Below are 24,235 nucleotides of genomic sequence, written 5' to 3'. Positions count from 1 at the left end.
CACATGGGCACCGCGCAGGCGGCGATACTGGTGCTGGCGGCGATCAGCCTGTGCCTGAGCCTGTGGGCGGCCAGGGCCGACGAGCCGCCGCAGTGGCGTTTTGCCCTGCCCGCGCCGGTGGCGGTTACCGGCCAGCCGATGTTTCAGACCGTCTTCGATTACACCCCCGAAACCGGGCAGGCTCATTCGCCCGCGATCCGCCTGACGCCAGAGGGGTTCGACCTGCTGTGGTTCGAAGGCTCGGCCGAGGCGCAGGCGGATGTGGACATACACGCCGCCAGCTTTTCCCGTGGCCCGGATGGATGGCAGGCAGGGCCCTCTGCCCCGCTGCTGACCCGGGGCGATCTGGGAGCGGCGATGACGCCCAGCCAGATCGTGGTGACGCTGGGCAACACCATCGAGAACGAGGCCGTGCCGGGCGCGCTCTATGCCACGGTGGCCTCGGTCGGCGGGTGGGCAATGGCCTCGGTCGTCGATGTGCGGATGGCGGACGGCGGGCCCGAGCAAGCGCACAAGCTGAACCTCTCGCCGCTGCTGAACCGCTCGAACCTCGTGAAATCGCCGATGGTGGCCTATGACGATGGCACCCACGCCCTGCCCGCCTATTTCGAGATGGGCGCGACATATGGCCTGCTGGTGCGGCTCGACCGGCATGGGCGGGTGCGCGACACTCGCCGCATCGGCGCGGCACCGGGGGCGGGCAAGCCGATCCAACCGATGATCGTGCCGCTGGACGAAACCCGCGCGCTGGCCTTTCTGCGCGACTTCGACCCCAGCCACCAGTTGCTGGTCAGCCGCACCCAGGATGGCGGGCAGAGCTGGTCCCCTGCAGCCCCGGTGGGGATCGAGAACCCCAGCTCTCCGGTTGCGGCGCTGAACCTGGGCGAGGGGCGCATCCTGATGGCGATCAACGACGACGCCGACCGCCCGCAGCGGCTGCGGCTGATATTGGGCACCAATGAGGGCGCCGAATGGCGGCGGCTGCGCCAGTTCGAGGGCGACGGTGCGCTGCGCTATCCTATGCTGCGCCGCCTGCCCGGCGACGAGATCGTGCTGACCTATTCCAAGGGCACCAAGCGCGGCGTCGTCGCGCATGTGTTCAACCCTGCCTGGGTGGCGGCGCAATGAGCGGGCTCGGCGCCTCGGCCGCGCTGGCTGTGCTGTCGGGCTGGGTGGCCTTTGCGCTGGCCGGATGGATCGCTCCGCCCGGCCTGTCCGCGGGGCTGGGCGCACTGGCGGGCGCGGGCGTGGTGCTGGCCTTTCGTGACAGCGTGGCGGTGGGCGGCGCGATCGCGCTGCTGGCGCCCTTTGGCGTGATGCTGCCGGCGCTGGCGCTGCGCCATGTCGCGGTCAGGCTGGGCGTGCCAATGCCGGGCTTTGCAACATGGGAGCTGGTGGCGTTCCTGGTGCTGTACACCGGGTTCCTCGCCGCAGCCTTCGGGGTGATCCCGGTCGATGCCTATCGGCTGGGCTATGCCCCGCTGCCGGTGGCGGTGATGGTGCTGGTGCTTTGCGCCTACGGGTTCGTGACCGGCAACTGGTTCATCCCGCTCATCGCGGTGTTGGGACAAGCCGCCTGGGTCATAGGCTGGGGCAGCAGCAACTGGTTCGACCATGTGCTGCATGTCGTCATGTGGCCGCTTACGGTGGTGGTGCTGGTGGCGCGGCTTTTCTGACACCGGCGCGGGACGGACGGGGCGGATTTGGGTATTTGAGACCAGAAAGAAGCAGGTGCGCCTACCTGATCGGCGCGAAGAGCGCATCCGACAGCCGGCAATCGCGCGCTATGTCACGCCCGCAGGGCACCGGCTCCAGCCCCCTTGTCAGGCAAAGCCGCGCCTCCTGGATGCGGCCGTCGCGGCAGGTGATGGTCAGCATGTCCGCCGTCCAGCCCGGGTTGGCCTTCAGAAATGCCTCTTCGACCACCCTGGCCGGCAGGCGCACCGGATCTTGCAGCTTGCGAAAGACGTCGGGGCGGTTGACGCTTTCATAGGCGTGGCGCGCAAGGGCGTAGTAATCCGCCCCCGACAACCCCGAGCAGGAACCGTGTTTCTTCCACTGGTACCAGGCCAGGCCGGACGAGCCCATGATATCGGCCATCGCCGCCGTCGTGGCGCGCGAAGGCGGCATCCGGGCCGAGTGGCAATGCGACGGCCAGCCGCGTTCGTATTGCGGCCAGAGCCCGTGCAGCATCCAGCCCGACCCGGCGCCGCGACGGCACTGTTCGGCATCGCGCGCCTCGCCCTCGATCGCGCACCAAGTGGGCGACCAGCTGAGCGAAAGCACGTAATAGTCGAATTCGCCCGCGCGCTCGCCATCAGCGAAAGCGGCGCAGGCCCAGAAAATTATCACGGCGGCCAGGCGTTTCATGCCGGTTTTCAGCCCTTTCCTTTTATTCCGCAGGCGACTATATACGCGCCAGGTTCCCCGACAACGGAAACTTGCCCCCAGGCGGGGCAGCCATTTCAGGCGACGGGGAAGATTTGCGTCAAGGAAGGGTTAAGGATGGCAAAACCGCTCATGACAAAGGCGACGGCCGTCTGGCTGATCGACAATACCACGCTCAGCTTTCGGCAGATCGCCGATTTCGTCGGCATGCACGAGCTGGAAATCCAGGGCATCGCCGATGGCGACGTGGCTGCGGGCGTCAAGGGGTTCGACCCGATCGCCAACAACCAGCTGACGCAGGAAGAGATCGACAGGGGCGAAAAAGACCCCACCCACGAGCTGCGGCTCAAGCACAACCCCGCCGCCGAGGGCGAGGAAAAGCGCCGCGGGCCACGCTATACGCCGCTGTCCAAGCGCCAGGACCGGCCCAACGCCATCCTGTGGCTGGTCAAGTTCCACCCGGAACTGGCCGACGCACAGATCGCGCGCCTTGTGGGCACCACCAAGCCCACGATCCAGTCGATCCGCGAACGCACGCATTGGAACATCTCGAACATGCAGCCCATCGACCCGGTGGCGCTGGGCCTGTGCAAGCAGTCCGAACTGGACGCCGCCGTGCAAAAGGCCGCCGCCAAGCGGGCCAGCGAGGGCGTGACCATGGACGACGACGAGCGCCGCAAGCTCTTGTCGACCGAGCAGAGCCTCGGCATGTCGACCGAGCCGAAGATCCCCACCGCGATCGAGGGGCTGGAAACCTTCAGCCTGTCGGGCAGCAGTGACGAGGAAAAGGAAGAAGAGCGCGAGTTCGACGCCGAAAGCCTGTTCAACCTGCCCGATGCGGACGAGGACGACGAGGACGACGAAGACACCGGCCGCTGAGGCCCGCCGCGCCGCTGCTCAGATGTCCTTGCGGGCGCTGAGCGCGGCGCTGATGGTGCCATCGTCAAGATAGTCCAGCTCGCCCCCCACCGGCACGCCCTGCGCCAGCGAGGTCAGGCGCACGCGCCCCTCCAGCTGATCGGCGATGTAGTGGGCGGTGGTCTGGCCGTCGATGGTGGCGTTCAGCGCCAGGATCACCTCTGTCACGCCCTCGTCCGCCACGCGGGCGACCAGCGCCGGGATGCGCAGCTGTTCCGGCCCGATCTGGTCGAGCGCGCTGAGCGTGCCGCCCAGAACGTGATAGCGGCCCTTGAAGACGCCGGCGCGTTCCATCGCCCACAGGTCGGCCACATCCTCGACCACGCAGATTTCGCCGTTGGCGCGCCGCTCGTCGGCGCAGATATGGCAGATCTCGGTGGTGCCGACATTGCCGCACAGGGCGCATTCCCGCGCCGTTTCCGCGACCTTGAGCAATTGCGCGGCCAGCGGCGCCATCAGTAGGTCGCGCTTGCGCACCAGTTGCAACACCGCGCGCCGGGCAGAGCGGGGGCCCAAACCCGGCAGGCGGGCCATCAGCTCTATCAGCGCCTCGATGTCGCGGGTGGGGCTCATGCGTGGGGCCGGCTCAGAACGGCAGGTCCATGTCCTTGGGCAGGCCCATGCCCTCGGTGATCTTGCCCATTTCCTCTTTCGCGCGGTCGCCGCCTTTGGCCTGGGCGTCCTTGATCGCGGCAAGGATCAGGTCCTCGACCACCTCCTTGTCATCGGCGTTGAATATCGACGGGTCGATGTCGAGCGCCTTGAGCTCTCCCTTCACCGTGCAGGTGGCGCGGACAAGGCCGGCGCCGGATTCGCCCTCGACGGTGATGCGGTGCATCTCTTCCTGCAGGTCGGCCATCTTTTTCTGCATTTCCTGGGCGGCCTTCATCATCTTGGCCATGTCGCCCATCTGGCCCAGTCCCTTGAACATGGTTTTCTCCGGGGTTCGGGTTGCGTTTGCGGTTGCGCCCTAGATACGGGCCGCCGGGCACGGGGACAAGGGCGGGAAGGGGCAGCGGGCCGGCGCGCGACGGCGGAGCGGCAGAGCCTTACGGCAGCCAGACAAGTGAAAGATCAGGGCGAACGGGTAAGAGCGGCGCGCAAGCCGCGCATCGCCAGGCCGCGGTGCGGCGAGCAGATGGCGGGGCGGCAGAGCTTTATGGCAGCCAGGAACGTGAAAGACCGGGGCGGGCGGGAAAGCAGCGCACAAGCCGTGCATCGCCGGGCCGCGGTGCGGCGATCAGGCGGCAAGGCGGCAGAGCTTTATGGCAGCCAGGAACGTGAAAGACCGGAGCGGAGCGCCCATGGCCCCAAATCGCCGTGCCGGGGGGCGGCCCGGCGATGCGCGGCGGCCTGCGGCCTTTGATCCGCGCTGGGGTTGGGTGCTGTGGCTTTGCGTGGGAAGCGGTCTTTACGAAATCGATTGGCCGAAAATCCATTGAGCGTCATGATCGGCCCGGAGCTTCCGTTCGAAGGGTATCGATCACGGCATACCGGAGTGTCCTTAGCGGACATTGGTCGATCTCGCGGCACCTGAACTGCGGCCATCCCTTTACAACACACGATGCAAACGCACAATCATGGTTCCGAGGCCGCCCGTTTTCAGCTTACAAGGTTGTATCGATAAGTTGGTCAATCGTTTTAAAATGCAAAATCGACTCAACTTTTTATATCGAAGGAGTGATGCTGATGAAGCTTGATGCCGAATACTTCGCATGTGCCGTGGAACATATCACCACCTATGGCGATACCGACATCTTCCCTTATCCATTTGAGCTAAAATTCCTACAAGATCGGAAAGATGAAGTTGCGAGTAAACTCAGCGCGCTAGACCTAAACCAATACCAGCCCATGAGTCTGGTAGAGTCTCTCGTCCCTAAATCTAAATTCGGATTCAGAGCTGCACATCAACCTTTCCCGATTGATACGGCGATATATACCGCACTTGTTCTGCGAATTTTTAATTCCGTTGAAGAAGGTCGCGACGCAAAAGAATATAACAGGGCCTTTTCATACCGAAAAACACCTGGGCTGTCTCCATCGATCTTTCATGATGGACGAACATATCGAGATTGGCTCAGCGTAATCGAGGGCAAGATATTCTCAGACAACTACAGCCATGTCATCCGAACTGATATTTCCGACTATTACTCCAGAATCTATCGCCATCGACTTGAAAATATCCTTGATAGCCTCTCCGGCGAGTCCCAAATTGTAAAAAAGATCGAGGGTTTCATATCTGACTGGCGGAGTCGCCAGTCTTTTGGCCTACCTGTTGGAAGCAACGCTTCGAGGCTCCTTGCTGAAGCCGCCCTGAACGACACCGACATGGGTTTAATCTCTGAGGGGTATGAGCACACGCGTTACGTAGATGACATCGTCATCTTCGTTAAGAAGGGGCAAGATCCATACGCTGCCTTAGGATATCTTGCAAAACAGCTTACAGAAAACGAGGGCCTCAGCCTCAACATCCAGAAGACTAGGATTCTCGCGTGGGATGAGTTCAAAGAATCGATAGGTGCGCCTGATGCTGGTGACGACAATGCCAAAGAAGAATTTGCGACCGAAAAACTGTTTTGGGCAGCTTACGGTCAAGACGAAATCGATCAAGAATCCTTAGAAGCGCTTATGCTGAAAGACCTTCGGAAAGAACTCGAAGACCTTTTGAATGAACCGTATTGGGATATGGGTCAGATCAGGATCGTCTTGCATGCAATGCGTCTGGTTAAGAATGAAGATGTTGCACACTACATTCGCAGTAACCTTTCTGAGTTTATTCCGTTTGCAAAAGACGTCTGCCTACTAATTGAGGAATTCATTGAATCAGATGTTGACGGATTCGAGAATATGGGCGCAGAAATTACGAATCTACTGTTGTCCCCTCGAATTCAGCCATTGGATTGCGCTAGAGCTTGGTTCTTGGAGCTAGGAGTGCGCAAACACATTTCTTTTAGCGCCGAACAAATACGAAAACTAGATACTCTATCTGGCACCCTAGATATCAGACAGTTACACCTGATCCGCTGGCGAGCAAGAGATTTGAATTTCTTTAGGGCTCGGAAATCCCGTTTTCACGAAATCCAGTCTTGGGCACAGCCAAGCTTCATTTTTGGGGCTAGTTGCTTACCTAAAGACGAGTACGCACACTGGCTACGGAGTATCAAGAGCCGGGTCCAGTTTCCCTTGGGAAAGGAATTTGTTGATTGGTGCGGCACAGTCCAAGAAGCCCAACCAATCGGTTAAAATGAGCGAATTGTTGAAGTAAGTTAAACAATGCGCATTAACTTGTTTGAAATGGCCAATGTCCACTCTGGCAGTTGGATCATGGACATTTTTCATCCGCAGCGAACTTCCGCTTCCCGCCCATGTTCGCTCCCCACACCTACCCACCAAGTAAAAAAACCGCCCCGGGCTAGACCCCCCCCCCCCCAAACAAAAACGGGCGGAGTAAAACCCCGCCCGTCTCCTCCGCACGCAGCACCGGGGGGCTGATGCCCCGGTGTTGCGCTCCTCCTTATGCGCTCTTGGCGAGGTTGCGCAGCACGTAGTGCAGCACGCCGCCATGTTCGACGTATTCCTTTTCGATCGCGGTATCGATCCGGCACTTGAGGGTGATTTCCTGGCTCGTCCCGTCCGCGCGGGTGATGGTGCAGGGCACCTCCTGCTGCGGGGTGACCTCGGCCAGGCCCTTGATGGTCACGCGCTCGTCGCCGGTCAGGCCCAGCGTCTTGCGGGTGTCACCGCCGGTGAACTCGAACGGGATGACGCCCATGCCCACCAGGTTCGACCGGTGGATACGCTCAAAGCTTTCCGCGATCACCGCCTTGACGCCCAACAGCGCCGTGCCCTTGGCCGCCCAGTCGCGCGACGACCCTGCGCCGTACTGTTCGCCCCCGAACACCACCAGCGGCGCGCCCTGCGCCTGGTACGCCATCGCGGCATCAAAGATCGAGGTCTGTTCGCCGTCGGGGCCCTTGGTATAACCGCCCTCGACACCATCCAGCATCTCGTTCTTGATGCGGATATTGGCGAAGGTGCCGCGCATCATCACCTCGTGGTTGCCCCGCCGCGACCCGTACGAGTTGAAGTCGCGCGGCGTCACCTGACGTTCGACCAGGTATTTCCCGGCCGGCGTGTCGGGCTTGAACGACCCGGCGGGCGAGATGTGGTCGGTCGTCACCATGTCGCCCAGGATCGCCAGCGGACGGGCGTCGTTGATATCTGCAATCCGGCCCGGCTCCGCCGACATGCCCTGGAAATAGGGCGGGTTGCGGACATAGGTCGATTGCGGCGGCCAGTCATAGGTTTCGCCGCCCGAGGTCTCGACCGCCTGCCATTTCTCGTCGCCCTTGAAGACGTCGGCATATTTCGACTGGAACGCCTCGCGCGTGACGGTGCGCTCGACAATTTCGGCGATTTCCTTTTGCGTCGGCCAGATGTCCTTGAGGTAGACATCCTTGCCGTCCGGCGTCTGGCCGATGGGGTCGTTGGCGATGTCGATATTCATGTCACCGGCCAGCGCATAGGCCACCACCAGCGGCGGCGAGGCCAGGTAGTTGGCGCGCACGTCCGGGCTGATCCGCCCCTCGAAGTTGCGGTTGCCCGACAGGACAGAGACCGCCACCAGATCGTTGTCGGCGATGGATTTGCTGATCTCGGGCTGCAGCGGGCCCGAGTTGCCGATGCAGGTGGTGCAGCCATAGCCCACCAGGTTGAACCCGATGGCATCCAGGTGTTCCTGCAACCCGCTGGCGTTGAGGTACTCGGTGACAACCTGCGAACCGGGCGCGAGCGAGGTCTTGACCCAGGGCTTGCGGTTCAGCCCCAGCTCGTGCGCCTTTTTCGCCACCAGCCCGGCACCGATCATCACATAGGGGTTCGAGGTGTTGGTGCACGACGTGATCGAGGCGATCACGACCGACCCGTCGCGCAGCTTGTAATCCTCGCCGTCGACCGTGCCGGTCTTGCGCGGATCGACGATGGTATCGGGGGCAGGCCCTTCGGCCGCCATGTCGCGGGCGCTGCTGCTTTCGTCCTCGCCCCTGTATTCCGCCACCACCTTGAAAAAGGAATCGGCCGCGTGGTCGAGCGTGACGTAATCCTGCGGCCGCTTGGGGCCCGAGATTGCCGGAACGATGGTGCCCATGTCCAGCGTCAGCGTGTCGGAATAGACCGGCGCGTAATCCGGCCCGCGCCACAGCCCGTTTTCCTTGGCATAGGCCTCGACCAGGGCGATGCGGTCCTTGTCACGCCCGGTCTGTTCCAGATAGCGCAGGGTCTCGCCGTCAACCGGGAAGAACCCGCAGGTGGCGCCATATTCGGGAGCCATGTTGGCGATGGTGGCACGGTCGGCCAGCGGCAGGTGGTCCAGCCCCGCGCCGTAGAATTCGACGAACTTGCCGACGACACCCTTCTTGCGCAGCATCTCGACCACCTTCAGCACCAGGTCGGTGCCGGTCGTGCCTTCGACCATCGCGCCGGTGAGTTCGAAACCGACCACCTCGGGGATCAGCATGGAAATGGGCTGACCCAGCATCGCGGCCTCGGCCTCGATCCCGCCCACGCCCCAGCCCAGCACGGCGGCGCCGTTGACCATGGTGGTGTGGCTGTCGGTGCCCACCAGCGTGTCAGGATAGGCCACGGTTTCGCCGTTCTGGTCCTCGTCGGTCCAGACCGTCTGGGCAAGGTATTCCAGGTTCACCTGGTGGCAGATGCCGGTGCCCGGCGGCACCACGCGGAAATTGTTGAACGCGCCCTGCCCCCATTTCAGGAACTGGTAGCGTTCCATGTTGCGTTCGTATTCGCGGTCCACGTTCATCTGGAACGCGCGCGGGTTGCCGAACTCGTCGATCATGACCGAGTGGTCGATCACCAGGTCGACCGGATTGAGCGGGTTGATCTGCTGCGCGTCACCGCCCAGCGCCTTGATCCCGTCGCGCATGGCGGCAAGGTCGACCACCGCCGGAACGCCGGTGAAATCCTGCATCAGCACGCGCGCCGGACGATAGGCCAGTTCGCGGTTGGCACGGCCGCCATTGGCCGCCCAGTCCGAGAACGCCTTGATGTCGTCGGTGGTCACCGTCTTGCCGTCCTCGAAACGCAGCATGTTTTCGAGCACGGCCTTCAGCGCGGCGGGCAGGCGGGCGAAATTGCCCAGCCCGGCGGCCTCGGCGGCGGCGATGGAATAATAGGCGACGCTTTGCGCGCCAACGGTCAGCGTCTTGCGGGTGCGGGCGGTATCGTGACCAACGGTAATGGGCATGCGGGCTGTCCTTTCGCGATCGGGGCTGGCAATTCCGGCTCGCTTCTGACCCATTTGGGAATGGCATTCAAGGGGGCGGTCCGGTTTTGTATACTATCGCACACAGACGACCGAGTCGCAAGACAGCCTCTCTCGCAAAAGCTTGATTGGTCATGTAACAGCCCGTGACATAAAACCCCAAAGTTGAGACCGATCATATCCGGAACCCCGACATGACCAGAATTGGCACGCTGTTTATCGCCCTGCTGCTGTATCCCGTCACGCCGCTGCGGGCGCAGGAACCGACCGTGCTGGTGGAGTTGTTCACCTCGCAGGGCTGTTCGTCGTGCCCGCCGGCCGATGCGCTGCTGCGCGAACTGGCCAGGCGCGAAGACGTGCTGGCGCTGGCGCTGCACGTCGATTACTGGGATTATATCGGCTGGAAGGACATCTTTGCCCGCCCCGAGAACAGCGCCCGCCAGCGTGCCTATGCCGCAGCCGACGGGCGGCGCATGGTCTATACCCCGCAGATCATCATCGACGGCAGTGACGAGGTAATGGGCACCCACCCTAAGGACGTGGCGGCGCTGATCGAAAAGCACAGCGCCGGTGGCGACGTGTCGCTGGATATCGTGCGCGCGGACGACAGCCTGACCATCGAGGCTCTTGCCGCCCCCGGCGCCGAGGGCATCTGCGCGGTGCAACTGGTCCGTTACCGTCGCCACGCCACGGTCGAAATCACGCGTGGCGAAAACGCCGGCCGCACGCTGGACTATACCAACATCGTCACCGACATGACCCGCCTGGCGGACTGGGACATGCGCACGCCGCTGAACCTGCAGGTGCCGCTGACAGGCGATCTGCCGGCGGCGGTGGTGATCCAGCACGGCCGCAACGGCCCGGTCGAGGCGATGGCGCGGGTCCACTGACACCGGCACCCGCCACGCGCCACACCCCGCTGTCCTGACCATGCCGGCCGACAGGGGCCTTTTCAGCCGCCCCCCTGAGGCTATATAGACAGGGCAAAGGCGACCATCCCCAAAGGCAGCGCGCGGCAGATGACGCAGACATTCATTCAGATGTCGGGACAAGGCGACGAAGACGGCGACGTATCCGCCATCGTCAAAACCCGCAGCAAGACCAAGCGGCCGCCCCTTTACAAGGTGCTGCTGCTGAACGACGACTTCACGCCGATGGAATTCGTCGTCGCGGTGCTGGAACGATTCTTCGGCATGAACCATGCCCAGGCGTTCGAGATCATGCTGACGGTGCACAAGCGAGGGCTTGCCGTGGTCGGCGTCTTCACCCACGAGATCGCGGAAACCAAGGTAACGCAGGTGATGGATTTTGCCCGCCGCCACCAGCACCCGCTGCAATGCACGATGGAGAAGGAATAGCTTGACCGGGCTTTCGCGCCTTTCGGTCGCGCTGGACTCGGGCGAGGTGACGCTGCCCGAGGAGGGGCGCATCGCCGTCTTCGCACCGCGCGCCGGCGCGGGGCATGACCTGTCGTCGCTGCCGACGGATCGCTGCCATGTCATCACCGGCTTCAGGCCCGATCACGACCATTACACCGCACTGGGCTATGCCTGCGATACCGCGCCCGAGGGGCGCTATGCCGCCGCGGTGGTTTTCGTGACCCGCGCCCGCGCGCTGAGCGAGGCGCTGATCTCCGAGGCGGCGGCGGTCACAGACGGGCCGGTGATCGTCGATGGTGCCAAGACCGACGGAATCGAATCGGTTCTCCGTGCCTGCCGCGGCCGCACCGATGTCACACCGCCGCTGTCCAAGGCGCATGGCAAGGTCTTTCAATTTGCCGCCGGCACGGAATTTCAGGACTGGGTCCGCCCCGCCCCGCAAAAGATCGAGGGCGGCTTTGTCACCCGGCCGGGGCTCTTTTCCGCCGACGGGGTCGATCCGGGCTCGGCGCTGCTGGCCGACAACCTGCCCGACCGAACTGGTGCGCGGGTGGCCGACCTGGGCGCGGGCTGGGGCTATCTGGCGGCGCGCGCGCTGGAACGCGCCGATATCAAGGAATTGCACCTGGTCGAGGGCGAGCACGCGGCGCTGGAATGCGCACGCCTCAACGTGACCGACCCGCGGGCGCGGTTTCACTGGCAGGACGCCACCCGCTGGCAGCCCGCCGACCCGGTCGACACCGTCATCACCAACCCGCCCTTTCACACCGGGCGCAGCCCCGACCCGGCGCTGGGGCTGGCCTTTGTCACCGCCGCGGCCCGCATCCTGACCCCACGGGGGCAGCTTTTTCTGGTCGCCAACCGCCATCTTCCGTATGAAACGCAGATGCAGCGGCAGTTCAGGGATGTCAGGGAAATCGCCGGCGACAGCAGGTTCAAGCTGCTTCACGCCGCACGCCCGGCGCGCTAGGACGCGCCGCGCCACAGGCCCGCAACAGGGGAAACACCGATGTCATTCTCAATATCCGGGAAAACCGCGATCGTCACCGGCGGCGCCAACGGCATTGGCCTGGCGATCGGGCGGCATTTTGCCGACAAGGGCGCCAATGTCATGTTTGCCGACATCGACGAAAAACAGCTCGTCCGCGAGTTGGGCAAGAACGAAGAGGGCAGCAACACCCGCTATTTCGCCGGCGACCTGCGCGAAAAGCTGGCGCTGGCCAACCTCTTGTCGGCCACCATCGACGCTTTCGAGCAGATCGACATCCTGGTCAATGCCTGCCGGCAGGTGGTGGTTTCGGACCCGCTCAACCCCGATGACGACGCGGTCGAAATGCTGCTGGAACAGAACCTGATGACTGCGCTCAGGACCAGCCAGCTGGTGGCCAAGCGGATGATCAAACAGGCCGAGGAGCGCGACGACGGACCGGCCGGGACCATCGTGAACCTGTCCTCGATCGCGGCGCGGCGCACGCACCCCAACCTGCTGGCCTATTCGGTTTCATCGGCGGCGCTGGACCAGATGACACGCAGCCTGGCAGTTGCGCTGGCGCCTCACCGCATCCGGGTCAATGCCGTCGCCTTCGGCTCGGTCATGAGCGCGTCGTTGCAGGATACGCTGCGCGAAAACCGCGACTATCGCGCCGATATCGAAGACCACACGCCGCTGGGGCGCATTGCCTCGTCGGCGGAGCTGGCCGAGGCGGTGCAATACCTGGCCTGCGACGGCTCCGGCTTTATGACCGGGCAGATCATGACCGTCGATGGCGGCCGCACCTTGCTGGACCCGGTCGCGGCACCGGCGCATTGACGGCGGAGAGGCCGATGACCGACACCATGCCCGACGAAAAGCGCCGCGCCGCGGCCTGGTTTCGCACCCTGCGCGATGAAATCGTGGCGGCCTTCGAGGCGCTGGAAGACAGCCACGCAACCGGCCCGCTGGCCGACGCCGCACCGGAGCGGTTCGAGGTGCGCGAAACAATGCGCACCGCCGAAGACGGCACCGATGCCGGCGGCGGGCTGATGAGCGTGATGCGCGGCGGGCGGGTTTTCGAAAAAGTCGGCGTCAACGTGTCAGAGGTGCACGGCACCCTGGGCGAGGCGGCGCAAAAGGCGATGGCGGCGCGCGGCGTGCCCGGCATTGCGGATGATCCGCGTTTCTGGGCCTCGGGCATCAGCCTGGTGGCGCATATGCAAAACCCGCACGTTCCGGCGGTGCACATGAACACCCGGATGTTCTGGACCCCCAATACGTGGTGGTTCGGCGGCGGCTCCGACCTGAACCCCTGCATCGAATACGATCAGGACACTGCCCATTTCCACGCCACCCAGAAACAGCACCTCGACCCGCACGGTTCCGACCTTTACCCGCGTCTCAAGGCATGGGCGGACGAATATTTCTTCATCTCCCACCGCAAGCGCGCGCGCGGCGTCGGCGGCATTTTCCTGGACGATCACAACAGCGGCGACTGGGAGACCGATTTTGCCCTGATCCAGGACATCGGGCGCGCCTTTCTGCCCGCCTTTCTGCCGCTGGTGGAACGACGGCGCGTGCAAGGCTGGAGCGAACAGGACAAGGAAACGCAGCTTGTCCATCGCGGGCTATATGCCGAATACAACCTCGTCTACGACCGCGGCACCCGGTTCGGGCTGGCCACAGGCCACGACCCCGACGCGGTATTGATGAGCCTGCCGCCGATGGCCAAGTGGGTCTGAGCGCACCGCAGTAAAGCGGGTCGCGGATAATCTGTTGTCACCCCGTCCCGGGCGTGACCCGGGGCCTCGCTATCGCGAAAGGAAGTCCCGGCCCAGGGCCCGGACGGGTATCAGCGTTGATCAGGCGCGATACACTGTAGCCGCCTCAGCCGCCACGGGCATAGCGGCGTTCCAGCTTTTCCAGATCGGCCGCGCGCTGTCGGCCCAGCGGGTTGGTTCCGTCCTTCCAGCGGCGGTGAATCCAGAACCACTGATCCATGTCGGCGCGCACCCGTGCCTCAAGCCGGCGGTTGAATTCCCGGGTCATGGTCAACGGATCGGTGTGGGGGATCTCGTCTTCGAAATGCACCTCGAAATCCAGCCCGTTTTCCATCCGCCGCGCCCAGACCGGCACCAGCGGCGCGTCATATTTCAGCGCCAGTTCCGCCGCCGAGATCGAGGTTAGTGCCTTGTGGCCAAAGAAATCGAGCGGCAGCCCGTCATGGGCGTTGAGGTCGTTCATGATCGCCAGCGTCCCGCCACCGCGCAGGTGCCGCACCGTCTGCATCACGCCGGCGCGGTTCTGCACGAATACCGGCTCGCTGATCTCCGTCATCGCGCGCTCGTAGCGGGCGTTGAAGGGGCGGTTGCGCATCTGGCGATAGAAACAGGCAATCCGCAGCCCCGACGCCACGATACGCAGGCGCGCCGCGTTGAAACTGCCCAAATGCCCCGAAACGATGACCGCCGGGCGGCCCTGGGCCTGCGCCTTGAGCAACAGCTCCAACCCCGGCCCAGTGGCCGAGGCGTTCCTTCCGCGACTGACAAATTCGGGCGAATAGAGTTCGATCATGTTGCGCCCGGCATTGTCGTTGACGCCGCGCACGATGCGTTCGACCTCGGCCTTGGGCATGTCGGGGAAAACCAGCGCCAGGTTCTCGCGCACCCGCCGCGAATACCCCGCCAATGGCGCCAGGATGCGCGCGGTCAGCCAGCCCGCAACCGGTACCCGCCAGCGATAGGGCAGCATTCGCGACAGGGTCACCGGCAGCATCAGCGCCAGCCCGATAAGCCGTTCACGAATAGGGGTGCGGTCCTGTCGGTCGGGTTCGGTCATCGGATGCCACGGTTGGGTCGGAACTCGGGCTTCCCATACGCCGCGGCGGCCACGGCGACAAGCCCGACAGCCGCGCGCAGGCATCACCCCGTCATCGTATTTCAGCTTTCTTCGAAGGGGTCCCATTCCTCTTCGACCTCGGGCAGGGCCTCGGCCTGGGCCTGAGCCTGCATTTCTTCGGCGGTGCGGATGCCGGTGATACGGGCCTCGGGAAAGGCGGCAAAGACGGCCTGCACCAGCGGATGTGCGTGGGCATCTTCCTCCAGCGCGCGACGCTCGGCGTCGCGGGTGGCGGCGATCGTGGGTTCACCGCCCTCGGCCACCACCGACACCGCCCAGCGGGCACCGGTCCAGCGTTGCAGCGCAGCACCCAGGCGCTGCGCCAGGTCGCGGGGCGCGTCCCCGGTCGGCTGAAACTCGATCCGTCCAGGGCGATATGAGACCAGTTGAACGCAGGTCTCGACCTCGATCAGCAACTGAACCTCGCGGTTGGCGCGGATCAGCTCGACCACCTGGTCGAACCGGGCATAATACGCCAGCGCGTTCTCGGGCTGCGCCGCCAGCACAGCCGATGGCCCGGCGCCCGTGCCGCCCCCACCGCCCTGTTGCGGCGGGGTTGCCCGGGCCTGCGGTGCCGGGGCCGGTGCGGCGCCGGCAGCCCTGCCACCCCCGCCCCCCGGCCCGGCCGGCGGCGGCGCATCCTGCAACCGGCGCACCAGATCCTCTGGCGTGGGCAGTTCGGCCACATGGGTCATGCGGATCACCGCCATCTCGGCGGCCATCATCGCGTTGGGGGCCTGCGCCACCTCTTCCAGCGCCTTGAGCAGCATCTGCCACATCCGGGTCAGCACCCGCATCGGCAGCGCCGCCGCCATTGCCCGGCCGCGCTCGCGCTCGTCGGGGCCGATGGTGGGGTCTTCGGCGGCCTCGGGCGTGATCTGCACGACGCTGACCCAATGCGCAATCTCGGCCAGGTCACGCAACACCGCCATCGGATCGGCACCGTCGGCATATTGCGCCGACAGTTCGGTCAACGCCCCGGCGGCATCCCCCCGCACGATCAGGTCGAAAAGGTCCATCACCCGGCCCCGGTCCGCCAGCCCGAGCATGGCGCGCACCTCTTCGGCGGTGGTTTCGCCCCCGCCGTGGCTGATCGCCTGGTCGAGCAGAGAGGTCGCATCCCGCGCCGACCCTTCGGCGGCACGGGTGATCAGCGCCAGCGCCTCTTCGGTGATTTCAGCCCCTTCGGAGGCGGCGATCCGGCGCAGCATCTCCATCATCTCTTCGGGGTCGATGCGGCGCAGGTCGAACCGCTGGCAGCGGCTGAGCACGGTAACCGGCACCTTGCGGATCTCGGTGGTGGCAAAGATGAACTTTACATGCGCGGGCGGCTCTTCCAGCGTCTTGAGCAGCGCGTTGAACGCGCTGGTCGACAGCATGTGCACCTCGTCGATGATGTAGATCTTGTAGCGCGCGCTGCTGGGCGCATAGGACACCGAATCGATGATCGCGTCGCGGATGTTGTCGACCCCGGTATTCGAGGCGGCGTCGATCTCCATCACGTCGACATGGCGGCCCTCCATGATCGCGCGGCAATGCTCGCACTCGCCGCATGGCTCGATCGTGGGGCCGCCGGTGCCGTCGGGGCCGATACAGTTCATCCCCTTGGCGATAATCCGCGCTGTGGTGGTCTTACCGGTGCCGCGGATGCCGGTCATGATGAACGCCTGCGCCACCCTATCGGCCTGAAAGGCGTTCTTGAGCGTGCGCACCATCGCCTGCTGCCCGACCAGATCGGCAAAGGTCTCGGGCCGGTACTTGCGGGCCAGAACCTGATAGCCTTTTGAAGGGGTGTCGGACATGCGCAACCTGCCGGATTCGGGATACCGCGCCAGCCTAAAGCCGTGCCGGTTGGCCGTCCAGCTTGCTTTTGGCGCGCGATCCGGCAAGGCTGGCCGCGGTGTTGGGTATAGTGAACGGGGGAAAGGCCATGCGTCCGTTGGGGGACCGGCGCGGGCAATATGCTGCGACAACAGGGGCCCGGGCGGCATTCGGGGCGTGTCGGGTGCGGCCCATTGCGCGGATCAAAAGCCATTGCCACGCACCCCTTGCCGGGGGGCGCGCATGACCGGCTTTGTCATCTATGCCCTGCCGGTGGCCAGCGGCATCCTCGGCATAGCGCCGATGCCCGGCCGCGGCGGCCACTATGCCGAGGACATCGCGCATATGAAGGACTGGAAACCGGCGTTGGTGATCACCATGGCGACCGAGGTTGAAATGGTTGAATGGGGCGCCGGCAACCTGGGCACCGACCTGCTGTATTCGGGCGCGCGCTGGCATCATATCCCCTGCCCCGACATGGGCATCCCCGGCCCCGATCAGGCCGAAGCATGGCGCGCGGCCTCTGACCGCGCCTGTGCCGCGCTCAGGGGCAGCGGGCGGGTGCTGATCCATTGTGTCGGCGGCTGCGGGCGGTCGGGCATGGCGGCGCTGAAGCTGATGGTCGCCTGCGGCGAAAAACCCGCTGCCGCGCTGGAGCGCCTGCGCGAACTGCGCCCCTGCGCCGTCGAAACCGAGGAGCAGTACAACTGGGCGAAACGGCGCCAGTCCACGGGCAGCCTGTCATCGAAGGGAAAAGGGTGAGAGGCTGGACAACGACCCAAGCGGGGCTCGTTACGGCTGCTTCCTTCCGGATCTGACCGGGTTGGCGAGGTGCTTGCCCGCGCCAACCTCTCACCCGGACAGATAAGCGCTAGCCGCCGGATTCGCAAGCAGTACCGTCAAGCGGCATGCGCAGGCGCAAGAACCCGACCCCAGAGACCCCGAGATCGGTCAGCCCCATCGCGGCGATATCGTCGGAATGGGCGCGCAGGCCGGGGCCGGTTTCAATCAGCGCCGAGGCGCCGGGCACCGGCAGGAACGACCACACCGGCGCCGGGCGGAACCGCTCGATCGCGTCCGAGCGCAGGAAATCCGCCAGCGCATCGAGCACCGGCGCGCGGCTGGCATAGACCAGCCGGTCGTCGGGCAAGGCCGGATAGGGGCCGCCGCCAAAGGCACGATAACTGTTCACCGCCATGACGAAACGGTCATCGGCACGCACCGGTGCCCCCTTGTGGCAAAGCCCGCCGATCCGTCCGCCAGCACCGGCGTCGGTATCCGCCAGCGGGTTGCCGCGCACATCGTAAAGCGGCTGGCGGGTCAGGTCGATCCGATAGCGCAGGCCAAGGACGGTATCGGCCACATTGCCGGGAAAGTCGCGGTTCCACAGCGGCTGGTCCTGCCGGCCCAGCTGCACCGTCAGAAAGCACGATACCGCGCGTTCCAGCCAGTCGCGCAATTCGTCCCCGGTCAGCAACAGCGCGCACAGCGTGTTGGGAAAGGGCTGCAGATCGGCGGCGTTGCGCAGGCTCAGCGACCCTGCGGGAATGTCGACATAGGCGTCCGGCCCGCTCCGCCCGCCGGTCTGAAAGGGGGCGGTGGCCGACAACAGCGGCAATTCGGCCAGCGGACCGTCCTCGAGCGCGCGGGCGACGGCCATGCGCTGGGCCTGGGCCACCATCAACACCGGCAGGTCCGAGCGATAGCGCGACAGGTAACTGAGGATCGGTCGCGGCGTTCGTCCCAGCGGGATACGCATATGCGCCAGCGTGGCGGCATGGCTGCGGCGCACCGCGGCCATGATCGCAGGGTCCGGCGCCGCCGGCTGTCCGGCATCGGGCGCCACGGCGCGCGCCTCTGCCCGGTGGGTGGCGAGACGCCATCCCTGCGCGTGGCGTTCCAGTTCCAGGTCGATCACCCCCAGGTGCGAGCCACGAAAACCCGGCATCACCGCCGGCACCCCGCAGAAGGTGCCGGCGCGGTGGTCGGCACCGTCGCATCGCTGCGGCGCGTCGGGGTCGGGGTCGGGAAAGACCTCGTGGCTGTGGCCGGCAATGATCGCGTCGACACCGGGCAGCCGCGCCAGGCCAAGCGCGGCGTTTTCGGCCCCGGCGCCCGATGGGCCGGTTTCCAGGCCGGTATGGGCCAGCAGCACCACCAGGTCGGCCCCCGCCGCGCGCAGCATCGGCACCCGCGCGGCGGCGGTGTCCAGCATGTCGCGGGCGCATAGCTCGCGCGCCAGGTGAAACCTGTCCCAGGCCATGATCTGAGGCGGCAAGAGCCCCAGCAGACCGATCCGCAGCCGGTGGCGGGCGCCGGTCCGGTCGCTCAGCTCGCGCTCGATCATCACCGACGGCGGCAACAGGGTGACATCCTCGGCCACGCTGGCGCCGCGCTGGATCAGCGCGTTGGCGCAGATCGCCGGAAACGCCGCCTGCGACAGCGCCTTTTGCAAGGCCGGAAGGCCAAAGTTGAATTCGTGATTGCCCAGGCAGGCAGCGTCATATCCCAGCCGGTTCATCGCCGCGATCACCGGGTGACGTCCGCCCTCGCCGGCAATGTCATGCAGGTCGCTGAGCGGCGTGCCCTGCAGGAAATCGCCATTGTCCACCAGCAGGCAGCCGCCCTGCGCCTCTTGTCGGGCGCGAGATATCAGGCTGGCCGTGCGCGCCAGCCCATAGGTGGTGCTGTCACGGCCGCTGGCATAATCGAAAGGCAGAATCGCGCCATGCACGTCCGAGGTGGCGAGCAGCCGCAAGTGGCATCGCGCCATCACGGCAGAGGTATCGGCCGAATGCGGCGCACAGCCCGCCCACCGGTTCATCCAGCCGCCCTCGGCGAGGTCGGATATCCACGGTTCATCACTGCCCTGCCTGCCCGTCAGATTGCAACCCAAAGAGGAACCACGCTAGCGCAGCACAATATACCTGTAAACCGCAGGAGAAACGCATCTTCCCGGTTTCGGCGCGCCCTATCGACACATGCAAGTGTCTTGCCGGGCGGGCCGGAACATGGCACCTGACAGGCAGGGAGAGCACAGATGAAAGAAGCCGAAACAGTAACGTTTGGCGGTTCGGGGCTGGACCGTGCCGCGCCGCTGCGCGCCGACCCCGCAGCGCTGGAGCAGGCGGTCGCGCGCGGGCAGGCCGAAACGCTGCTGCTTTGGCGCGGCAAGCCGCTGGTGGCCGCGCCGGGGCATGACCGGCTGGTGCGCCTGCCCCCCGATCACCCGGTGTTTGAGGGCGCGCGCATGCCGCCGATTCTGCTGGGCCGCGAACCTGACGGGCGGCTGGTGCTGGCGCGCGATATCTCGGCCTGGCGGCCGGACGCCCCGCCGGACAGCGCCGGAACCGGGTTCGACGACATGTCGCAACAGCGTCACCCCGCCCTGCCCGACACCCATGTCTTTGCCGACCTGCGCCGCATCATGACGCGGCTGTCACCGCGCGACGCCGAATATACCGCCACCGCCAAGGCGTTGATCGGCTGGCATGAAAGCCACCGGTTCTGTTCGCGCTGCGGCGCCGAAAGCCGGATGATCATGGCCGGATGGCAACGCAGTTGCGATGCCTGCGGCGGCCAGCATTTTCCGCGCAGCGACCCGGTGGTGATCATGCTGGTCACGAAAGGCAACCAGGCGCTGGTCGGCCGCTCACCGGGCTGGCCCGAGGGGCACTATTCCTGTCTCGCGGGGTTTGTCGAACCCGGCGAAACCATCGAGGCGGCAGTGCGGCGCGAGGTGTTCGAGGAAACCGGCATCCATACAGGCGGGGTCGAATATCTGGCCAGCCAACCCTGGGCCTTTCCCAGTTCGCTGATGCTGGGTTGCCGGGCCGAAGCGCTGGATACCGGCATACACATCGACCCCGTCGAGATCGAGGACGCCCGCTGGGTCAGCCGCGAAGAGGTGATGGCGGCCTTTTCCGGGCAACACCCACAGATCAGACCGGCCCGCGAAGGCGCGATCGCGCATTTCCTGCTGCGCCGCTGGCTGGCCGATACCCTGGCCTGACGTCAAACCCCGCTTGGCGGCGCGCGATGATTGATGTTAGGGGTTTCCCCGACCGGGTGAGGGCGGCAGTGACAGGGAACAGGCATGAAATTCAGCGTCAGACAGGATATCGAGGCCCCCATAGATTTCGTCTTTGAACAGCTCACGGATTTTCCGGCGATCGAACGCGCGGCGATGCGCCGGGGCGCCGAGGTGCAGCGCGTCGACACCCTGACATCCGCCGGACCCGGCATGATATGGGACGCCCGATTCGAGCTGCGCGGCAAGCCGCGTGAGTTGCAACTCGAACTGACCGGGTTCGACGCGCCGAACGGGATGACGATGACATCTCAGTCGTCGAACCTGGAGGGGGCCATCCTGGCCGACCTGGTGGCGCTGTCGCGCAACAGCACGCGGCTGACGATGGATTTCGAACTGAAGGCCAGGAACCTGTCGGGCAAGCTGTTGGTGCAGTCGCTGCGTCTGGCCCGCAAGAACCTGACGAACAAGGTTCAGGATCGGCTGTCGAGCTTTGCCAAGGACATCGGCAATCGCTACCAGAGACCTGCCTGATCGGCCATTTCCCGATTCGAGGGCGCCATGCCCGGGCGAGACGTTTCTGCGGATGCCGAAAACAGGACCGGCCCGGCTAAGGCGCCGGGCAGGTCAGTCAATGCGGGTCGTTCAAGAGTGGCCGAGATCACGAAGCCGTCCAAGGGTGCGGGTTGTCGATGCCATTGCGTTCCTGTTGGCTCAGCTCAGACGTCATCCAGGGGCGAGGGTTATCGATGCCGGGGCGCTCTTGCTCGCTCAGCTCAGACGTCATCCAAGGGCGAGGGTTGTCGATGCCGGGGCGCTCTTGCTCGCTCAGCTCAGACGTCATCCACGGACGCGGGTTGTCGATGCCAGGGCGTTCCTGCTGGCTCAGTTCGGCCAGGTCACGCACGGTGGGAACGGGGCCAGGCGCTGCATATGCGGCAATGGCGGGAAGGGCGGCTGCGGTCGCGATTGCAATCAATTTGAAGCGTGTCATTTCATTCTTCCTTTCGAGGTTTGCAAATGTCTGGCAACGGCTTCTGTGCGTTGTCGATGACTGGCAAATGGGGGCTGGCAACGCGCAAACAATGACGGGTCGCGCCGCTGTGATTCAGCGTGTCAGGCCAAGCGCGACAGCGTGATCGGCAGCGCACGAAATGCTCTCGAAACCGCGATCCTGCCGGACGCAGAAAATTCCGAAAATAGGCGCCAAATAAACAGATTACCGGATTTTCGATATGTTACAGACCGCTCGCCCGCCACACATGAAAACCACGCCAGGCCCAAGGGCAGGGCAGCGCGACATTTGGGGCAGGCAACGCCAGCAGCCGTGCCCTGATCGCGAAAGGCGTCAGTGCCGGCGGGGGTCGGCGGGGTAGACCCCGAGCATGGTCACCTTCGAGGTAAAATAATCGAGTTCCTCAAGCGCGCGCCGCACCGGCGCATCATCGGGATGACCCTCTATGTCGGCATAGAACTGGGTGGCGTGGAACGACCCGTTCACCATGTAGCTTTCCAGCTTGGTCATGTTGACGCCATTGGTGGCGAACCCGCCCATCGCCTTGTAAAGCGCGGCGGGAATGTTGCGGACCTGAAAGACAAAGGTGGTCATCATGCCGTCATCGCCACGGCGGCTCCAGTCCGGTTCGCGCGCCATGACCAGGAATCGGGTGGTGTTGCTGCCTTCGTCCTCGATATCGCGCGCCAGAACGTCGAGACCATAAATCTCGCCCGCCAGTTCGCTGGCCAAGGCCGCCACCTCGGGCTTGCCATCCTCGGCCACCTGCCGGGCCGACCCGGCGGTGTCGGCACCGTTGACGCGCTGTATATCGTGTTCGGCCAGGAATTTCCGGCACTGGCCCAGCAGCATCGTGTGGCTCATCGCCCGGGTGATGGCGGACAGCTTTGTGCCCGGCACCGCCAGCAGGTTTATGCGCACGCGCACGAACGCCTCGGCGATGATGAACAGCCCCGATTGCGGCAGCAGGTGGTGAATGTCGGCCACCCGGCCATAGGTCGAATTCTCGACCGGCAGCATCGCCAGATCAGCCGTCCCGTCGCGTATCGCGTCGATGGCATCCTCGAAGGTACGGCAGGGCATTGCCTCCATCTCGGGATAGGTTTCGCGGCAGGCCTGGTGCGAATAAGCCCCTGGCTCGCCCTGAAAGGCAATGCGTCTGGTCATCGTGCCGTCCGGTTTGTTTTCGTGCAACGCCCGGCGCAAACCGCTCGGCCGGGACGTCTGGGGGGGCAAACTACACCTTGCGCGTTAGCAGGGGAAGCGGATAGATAGCCCGCGAGAGAATTAGGGGAATACGGGCTCATGTTCGACACGATGACATTGACCAAAACTGTCGGCGCGCTGTGCGGGTCGCTGCTGATCCTTCTGTTCGGCAGCTGGGCGGCCGAAGCGATTTATCACGGCGGCGGCGGTCACGGCGATGACCATGAGCAGGCCTACGTTATCGACACCGGCGAGGAAGAAGCCGAAGCCACCGAAGAAGAGGCCGGCCCCGACTTTGCCGAGCTTTTCGTCAATGCAGATACCGGCAAGGGCGAGCGTGTGTTCAACAAGTGCAAGGCCTGTCACTCGCTTGAAGAGGGCGACAACCGTGTCGGCCCCTACCTGCATGGCGTTGTCGGACGCACGGTCGACGCGGTCGACGGCTTTGCCTATTCCGGCAAACTGGAAGAAGCGACCGAAGAATGGACGCCAGAGAGCCTGAACGAGTTCCTCACCAAGCCGTCGGCCTTTGCCCCCGGCACCATCATGAGCTTTGCCGGGCTCAAGAGCATCGAGGACCGCGCGAACCTGATCGCCTTCCTCGACCAGACCGATGGCGACACCTACCAGATGGACGTCGCCGCCAGCGACGCCACGGAAGAGCCCGCCGCCGAAGAAGAAGAAGCAGCGGAACCCGCCACCGAAGAGGCGCCGGCCGAGGAAGCGACCGAAGAACCTATGGCCGATGAACCCGCCGAAGAAGCAGAGGCGCCCGCGGCGACCGAAGAGGCCGCCGCCGATGAGCCGGCGGAAGAACCCGCCGCCGAAGAAGCGGCAGCAGAGGAACCGGCCGCCGAAGAAGAAGCCGCCAGCGGCTTTGCCGCGATGGTTGCGGCGGCCGATGCGGCTGACGGCGCAAAGGTCTATCGCCAGTGCAAGGCGTGCCATGTCGCCGATGCGGAACAGAACCGAGTCGGCCCGCACCTGGTTGGCGTCGTCGGGCGTGAAGTGGCCGTCGTCGAAGGCTTCAGCTATTCCGACGCCCTGACCGGGCTTGGCGGGGAATGGACGCTGGACCGGCTGAACGAATACCTGGCCAAGCCGCGCGATTTTGCCCCCGGCAACAAGATGACCTTTTCGGGTCTGCGCAAGGAAGAGCAGCGCGCCAGCGTGATTGCCTATCTGCAAAGCCTGGCCGAGTGATCCAGCGCGCCCAAGGGCGCGTTCCAGGCCACCGCCCCGTCCGGGCGGTGGCCTTTTTCATGTCTCGCGCCATATCGGCAGGAAACGGACGTATCTGCGCTTGAACACCGGCGCACCCCTCAAC

General features: G+C 64.8%; 22 protein-coding genes and 1 other RNA gene. 13 read left to right on the top strand and 10 right to left on the bottom strand.

The window, feature by feature from the left end; all coding sequences use genetic code 11:
* Positions 1 to 3: 3 nt before the first annotated feature.
* Complete coding sequence (locus DL899_RS02085) at positions 4 to 1,128, top strand: exo-alpha-sialidase (protein ID WP_111732121.1); 1,125 nt, start codon at positions 4 to 6, stop codon at positions 1,126 to 1,128.
* Complete coding sequence (locus tag DL899_RS02080; protein WP_111732120.1) at positions 1,125 to 1,676, top strand: hypothetical protein; 552 nt, start codon at positions 1,125 to 1,127, stop codon at positions 1,674 to 1,676. Before DL899_RS02085 ends, DL899_RS02080 begins: the two co-directional genes overlap by 4 nt.
* 61 nt (positions 1,677 to 1,737) lie before the next feature.
* On the opposite strand, the gene DL899_RS02075 is transcribed toward DL899_RS02080, so the two are convergent.
* Entirely contained in the window at positions 1,738 to 2,370 is a 633-nt protein-coding gene (locus tag DL899_RS02075) for a ribonuclease T2 family protein (RefSeq protein WP_111732119.1), read from the bottom strand.
* A 135-nt stretch (positions 2,371 to 2,505) separates the two neighbouring features.
* On the opposite strand from DL899_RS02075, the gene DL899_RS02070 reads away from it, so the two are divergent.
* Entirely contained in the window at positions 2,506 to 3,267 is a 762-nt protein-coding gene (locus DL899_RS02070) for a DUF1013 domain-containing protein (protein ID WP_111732118.1), read from the top strand.
* A gap of 18 nt (positions 3,268 to 3,285) precedes the next feature.
* Here DL899_RS02070 and recR read toward each other — a convergent pair whose 3' ends face one another.
* Together recR and DL899_RS02060 are read right to left on the bottom strand one after the other, a co-directional pair.
* Positions 3,286 to 3,879: a recombination mediator RecR gene (gene recR / locus DL899_RS02065; protein ID WP_111732117.1), complete on the bottom strand. Its 594-nt coding sequence runs from the start codon at positions 3,877 to 3,879 to the stop codon at positions 3,286 to 3,288.
* 13 nt (positions 3,880 to 3,892) lie between these two features.
* Positions 3,893 to 4,237: a YbaB/EbfC family nucleoid-associated protein gene (locus DL899_RS02060; RefSeq protein ID WP_111732116.1), complete on the bottom strand. Its 345-nt coding sequence runs from the start codon at positions 4,235 to 4,237 to the stop codon at positions 3,893 to 3,895.
* A gap of 758 nt (positions 4,238 to 4,995) precedes the next feature.
* On the opposite strand from DL899_RS02060, the gene DL899_RS02055 reads away from it, so the two are divergent.
* Positions 4,996 to 6,549, top strand: coding sequence for an RNA-directed DNA polymerase (locus DL899_RS02055; RefSeq protein WP_162685461.1), 1,554 nt, complete (start codon positions 4,996 to 4,998; stop codon positions 6,547 to 6,549).
* A 271-nt stretch (positions 6,550 to 6,820) separates the two neighbouring features.
* Here the strand turns inward: DL899_RS02055 and acnA are convergent, their stop codons facing one another.
* Positions 6,821 to 9,568: an aconitate hydratase AcnA gene (gene acnA, locus DL899_RS02050; RefSeq protein WP_111732114.1), complete on the bottom strand. Its 2,748-nt coding sequence runs from the start codon at positions 9,566 to 9,568 to the stop codon at positions 6,821 to 6,823.
* Between the two features lie 212 nt (positions 9,569 to 9,780).
* On the opposite strand from acnA, the gene DL899_RS02045 reads away from it, so the two are divergent.
* The 5 genes from DL899_RS02045 (at position 9,781) to hemF (ending at position 13,680) form a co-directional block, all read left to right on the top strand.
* Positions 9,781 to 10,476 (top strand): DUF1223 domain-containing protein, encoded by a 696-nt coding sequence (locus DL899_RS02045; protein ID WP_111732113.1) that lies wholly within the window; start codon positions 9,781 to 9,783, stop codon positions 10,474 to 10,476.
* A 129-nt stretch (positions 10,477 to 10,605) separates the two neighbouring features.
* Positions 10,606 to 10,944 carry an ATP-dependent Clp protease adapter ClpS gene (clpS, locus tag DL899_RS02040; protein WP_111732112.1) on the top strand — a complete coding sequence of 113 codons (339 nt, stop codon included), beginning with the start codon at positions 10,606 to 10,608 and terminating at the stop codon, positions 10,942 to 10,944.
* Between the two features lies 1 nt (position 10,945).
* Positions 10,946 to 11,935 (top strand): class I SAM-dependent methyltransferase, encoded by a 990-nt coding sequence (locus DL899_RS02035; protein WP_111732111.1) that lies wholly within the window; start codon positions 10,946 to 10,948, stop codon positions 11,933 to 11,935.
* Positions 11,936 to 11,974: 39 nt separating this feature from the next.
* Entirely contained in the window at positions 11,975 to 12,775 is an 801-nt protein-coding gene (locus DL899_RS02030) for an SDR family NAD(P)-dependent oxidoreductase (RefSeq protein WP_111732110.1), read from the top strand.
* A gap of 14 nt (positions 12,776 to 12,789) precedes the next feature.
* A complete protein-coding gene (gene hemF / locus DL899_RS02025; protein WP_111732109.1) occupies positions 12,790 to 13,680 on the top strand; it encodes an oxygen-dependent coproporphyrinogen oxidase in 891 nt (296 codons plus the stop codon).
* A gap of 145 nt (positions 13,681 to 13,825) precedes the next feature.
* Here the strand turns inward: hemF and DL899_RS02020 are convergent, their stop codons facing one another.
* Both DL899_RS02020 and DL899_RS02015 read right to left on the bottom strand, forming a co-directional pair.
* On the bottom strand, positions 13,826 to 14,776 hold the full coding sequence (locus tag DL899_RS02020; RefSeq protein WP_111732108.1) for a lysophospholipid acyltransferase family protein: 951 nt from the start codon (positions 14,774 to 14,776) through the stop codon (positions 13,826 to 13,828).
* Positions 14,777 to 14,877: 101 nt separating this feature from the next.
* Positions 14,878 to 16,638, bottom strand: coding sequence for a DNA polymerase III subunit gamma/tau (locus DL899_RS02015; protein ID WP_111732107.1), 1,761 nt, complete (start codon positions 16,636 to 16,638; stop codon positions 14,878 to 14,880).
* Positions 16,639 to 16,900: 262 nt separating this feature from the next.
* Here DL899_RS02015 and DL899_RS02010 point away from each other — a divergent pair, with 262 nt between their 5' ends.
* Positions 16,901 to 17,419, top strand: a complete 519-nt coding sequence (locus DL899_RS02010; protein WP_111732106.1) for a protein-tyrosine phosphatase family protein — start codon at positions 16,901 to 16,903, stop codon at positions 17,417 to 17,419.
* Here DL899_RS02010 and ffs read toward each other — a convergent pair.
* Positions 17,415 to 17,511, bottom strand: an RNA gene (ffs, locus tag DL899_RS02005) — signal recognition particle sRNA small type. The genes DL899_RS02010 and ffs overlap by 5 nt on opposite strands.
* Positions 17,512 to 17,528: 17 nt before the next feature.
* Entirely contained in the window at positions 17,529 to 19,481 is a 1,953-nt protein-coding gene (locus tag DL899_RS02000; protein ID WP_162685460.1) for a bifunctional 2',3'-cyclic-nucleotide 2'-phosphodiesterase/3'-nucleotidase, read from the bottom strand.
* 216 nt (positions 19,482 to 19,697) lie between these two features.
* Here DL899_RS02000 and nudC point away from each other — a divergent pair, with 216 nt between their 5' ends.
* The gene (gene nudC, locus DL899_RS01995) at positions 19,698 to 20,669 is read left to right on the top strand and encodes an NAD(+) diphosphatase (RefSeq protein WP_111732104.1); all 972 of its coding nucleotides are present in this window, start codon (positions 19,698 to 19,700) and stop codon (positions 20,667 to 20,669) included.
* 84 nt (positions 20,670 to 20,753) lie between these two features.
* Positions 20,754 to 21,221 carry an SRPBCC family protein gene (locus DL899_RS01990; RefSeq protein WP_111732103.1) on the top strand — a complete coding sequence of 156 codons (468 nt, stop codon included), beginning with the start codon at positions 20,754 to 20,756 and terminating at the stop codon, positions 21,219 to 21,221.
* Between the two features lie 127 nt (positions 21,222 to 21,348).
* On the opposite strand, the gene DL899_RS01985 is transcribed toward DL899_RS01990, so the two are convergent.
* On the bottom strand, positions 21,349 to 21,681 hold the full coding sequence (locus DL899_RS01985; protein ID WP_111732102.1) for a hypothetical protein: 333 nt from the start codon (positions 21,679 to 21,681) through the stop codon (positions 21,349 to 21,351).
* Between the two features lie 354 nt (positions 21,682 to 22,035).
* Positions 22,036 to 22,869 carry a prephenate dehydratase gene (locus DL899_RS01980; RefSeq protein WP_111732558.1) on the bottom strand — a complete coding sequence of 278 codons (834 nt, stop codon included), beginning with the start codon at positions 22,867 to 22,869 and terminating at the stop codon, positions 22,036 to 22,038.
* Between the two features lie 138 nt (positions 22,870 to 23,007).
* Between DL899_RS01980 and DL899_RS01975 the strand changes: the two genes are divergently transcribed.
* Complete coding sequence (locus DL899_RS01975) at positions 23,008 to 24,111, top strand: c-type cytochrome (RefSeq protein ID WP_111732101.1); 1,104 nt, start codon at positions 23,008 to 23,010, stop codon at positions 24,109 to 24,111.
* The last annotated feature ends 124 nt before the right edge of the window (positions 24,112 to 24,235 follow it).

The organism is Roseovarius amoyensis (assembly GCF_003260265.1).
In the GTDB taxonomy this organism is placed as follows: domain Bacteria; phylum Pseudomonadota; class Alphaproteobacteria; order Rhodobacterales; family Rhodobacteraceae; genus Roseovarius; species Roseovarius amoyensis.
Note: the sequence above shows the minus strand (reverse complement) of the source record. Positions and strands in the feature narration are given on the sequence as shown.